This is a genomic window from Cytobacillus horneckiae (genome assembly GCF_002835735.1).
Classification (GTDB): domain Bacteria; phylum Bacillota; class Bacilli; order Bacillales; family Cytobacillaceae; genus Cytobacillus; species Cytobacillus horneckiae.
Genome location: NZ_PISD01000101.1, coordinates 1 through 3,043 on the forward strand (window position 1 = coordinate 1; position 3,043 = coordinate 3,043).

Annotated in this window: 2 protein-coding genes and 1 pseudogene; all 3 read left to right on the forward strand. The window is 40.1% G+C overall.

Features of this window, described 5'->3' with window-relative positions:
* A pseudogene (locus CWS20_RS27650) lies at positions 1 to 1,221 on the forward strand (DUF4573 domain-containing protein); the annotation flags it as partial.
* Entirely contained in the window at positions 1,175 to 2,188 is a 1,014-nt protein-coding gene (locus CWS20_RS27655; protein ID WP_241504275.1) for a phosphotransferase, read from the forward strand. The pseudogene CWS20_RS27650 and the gene CWS20_RS27655, both read left to right, overlap by 47 nt.
* Before the next feature lie 104 nt (positions 2,189 to 2,292).
* A complete protein-coding gene (locus tag CWS20_RS27660; protein ID WP_066191729.1) occupies positions 2,293 to 2,928 on the forward strand; it encodes a YhcN/YlaJ family sporulation lipoprotein in 636 nt (211 codons plus the stop codon).
* The last annotated feature ends 115 nt before the right edge of the window (positions 2,929 to 3,043 follow it).

Consider the following 3,043-nt stretch of genomic DNA (forward strand, 5'->3'; position numbering starts at 1 on the left):
CCGTTAAAGCCTGTTGAGCAGCAAAAGCCATTGCAGCCTATTCAACAACAAAAACCGTTAAAGCCTGTTGAGCAGCAAAAACCATTGCAGCCTATTCAACAGCAAAAACCGTTAAAGCCTGTTGAGCAGCAAAAACCATTGCAGCCGATACAAGAGCAAAAACCGTTAAAGCCTACTGAACAGCAAAAGCCGTTGCAGCCTATTCAACAGCAAAAACCAATTAAGCCTTTGCCGCAGCTCCCGCCTAAACCGACAAATATCTTGCCGAAGGTGAAGCAGCCGAAAAAGCTTGATCACTTGAATCAGACGGAGAATGTCTCTGAACAAAACCAAGGAGGTTATGAACAGCTTATGTATCCTTATAATCCAAATATGTTCCAGCCTGGTATGAACCAGCCTTATTATCCGCAAGGTCAAGAGGGACAACAACCTAATCCGCAATTTCCACATCATGGTATGGTAGCAGGTGTTGAGAGTCCACACTTTGACTATGAAGAAAGCTCAGCATATGTCTCACAATATCAGCTTGCGCCACAAGCTCAAATGCCAATGCAAGCTCAAATGCCAATGCAAGCTCAAATGCCAATGCAAGCTCAAATGCCAATGCAAGCTCAAATGCCGATGCAAGCTCAAATGCCGATGCAAGCCCAAATGCCAATGCAGGCACAGTTACCTCTGGAAGCCCAGTTACCGCCAGAAGTAGCAGGAGTCCAAGAACAACAAATGCCGCTTCAGCCTAGTTTTACTGCTCCTGCTATGCATGGACCGTGCTACCCATGTCCGCCATGTCCGCCATGTCATCCGGGACCATTATTTCCTGTTTCACCGATAATGCCTGGGTCTGGATTTCCACCTGGAGGTTTCCACCATCCAATGGGCGGATATCCTCAAGTGCAAGGGGTAAGTGATGATAGTCAAGCGCAATTGCCGTTAATGCCGAGCCAGAGTCAGCAGCCACTTTCTCCAACTGAAAGTCAAATGCCATTGCAGCCATCATATGTGCAAGGGGTAGAGGACTGTGGATGCGGAGGACCGCAATTTGCTCCAGGTCAGTATAATCAGAACTTTATGCCACAGGCACCAGGTTATGGAATGCCTTATCGTGGACCACAACCAGAATTTTTCCAGCCTCAAGCTTCCCCATATGGCTATGGTCCAATGGGAGGCCAGCCATTTGGAATGCCAAGAGGATATGAAGAGAGCAGTGACTTCGAAGGTTGATCATGTGGGAGACGGTTTATATAAAAATCGTCTCCTCTCTTATTTAAAAAAACAACTCCCATTTATGATAAAAAAATTAACACCAGTAAGAAAAAATGTATTTATTGTAGATAGTGTTAAAGGTGTATTTATTTTAAAGGGATTTTCCTCTTATCATCGTTTAAAACTCCAAGAAGCCTTTACCTCTTCGTTGATTAAGGAAGGGTTTACAAAGACGTATTCATTTATAAACTATGCTATAGAACCCCCATTAATTTTTGAAAATATATACTTTGGTTGTATTGAATATATTGAGCATGCTGAAGAGAATTTTACTTATACTGAACATATCGATCGAATAGATGGCCTTGCATTATTGAGTGAATATCATCTTGTTTCTGAGAAGCTTGTCCAAAGATACATGACGCTCATTCCTCAATTTAAACAGCTGGAAAAATGGCAGGAAAGAACAGACCAATTTATCAGCCACCTTTCTCTCATTAAATATTTTATCGAAAAAGAAGTTCTTCATGAATTTTTACAATGGGCTGATTGGGCTTTAAAAGGGATGAAAAATGAAAAGCTGTTTCTTCAACAAGGGAAAAGAGTGATTCTTCATGGGGATGTAGCACACCATAACTTCTTGCGCGGGAAAAATGATGTTTTATATTTGCTTGATTTTGACTTAATCAGTATAGGGAATCAGCAAGCGGATTACTTACAATATGCAAACCGTATCCTGCCAGCGATAAATTGGTCATTTGCAGAGCTTGAGAAGATGCCAAATATAAAACCTTTACTGAGTGAAAAAGGCTTTTTATATGCTTTGGCCTATCCGACAGACATTTTCCGAGAGTGGAATCGCGCGGTCCGTCAAAAAATGTATGTCAACCCGATGCTGATGAGAAAACTTTTGAATATGACTATCGATCAGTATCAGAGTAGGAAGAGATTCATCGAAAAAATAAAAAAGGAAATAGAGGAATAACTTATTTTATCGTGAATCCTCACCTAAAAGAATGAATTCCCCATGGTGGAGGCAAATTAATAAATGAGATAAACATCTCATTTTAATGCCAGGGGGTTGTGAATTTGAACAGGAAATTTATCGCCTTACCTTTTGCAGTAATAGCTTCCATAAGTTTAACAGCATGTGGCAGCAACGATAATTCTCTTGATCACAATCGTAATAGTAACAATTTATCACCGGTTGGCTATTATTCAAATGAAAATCATGATCCGCATAATACAAATATAAGAATAATGAATGATGACGATGGCCCTGTCACAGAGCTAATGGATCATTCACTTGGAGAAGAACAAAGCTATCGTGATGGACGTTTTAGTCGCACCGATGAAAATTACCATGGACATATATCTGATGTGAACCCTACTAGGTCCTCCTATTATGAAGCATATGACGGCAATCAAATGGAGCAGATTATCAATGCTGCTGAACAAGTTGAGAGTGTAGATCAAGCCACAGCTGCCACATACGATCATAAAATTATTATTGGTGTATTGCCAGCAAAGGATAGTGATAAGGAAGCTGTAAAGCAAAATGTTTATAAAGCAGTAAAACCTTATACAGAGAATAAACAAGTAAAAATTATAACAAATCAAAGCGAATTTTATCGCATATCCGTTATTGATAATAACTTGCGTGCAGGCTTGCCTAGAGAAGAAATCAACGAAAATATAGAAGAGATATTTAATACAATTGAATGATGAACACATTGAGTAAAGCATTTGCTTTGCTCTTTTTTTGACGTATATCACAGAGGCTGACGCAAAAAATCAGCGAAGCGCAAAAAGAGTGCGGGCTGACGCAAAAAATCAGCGA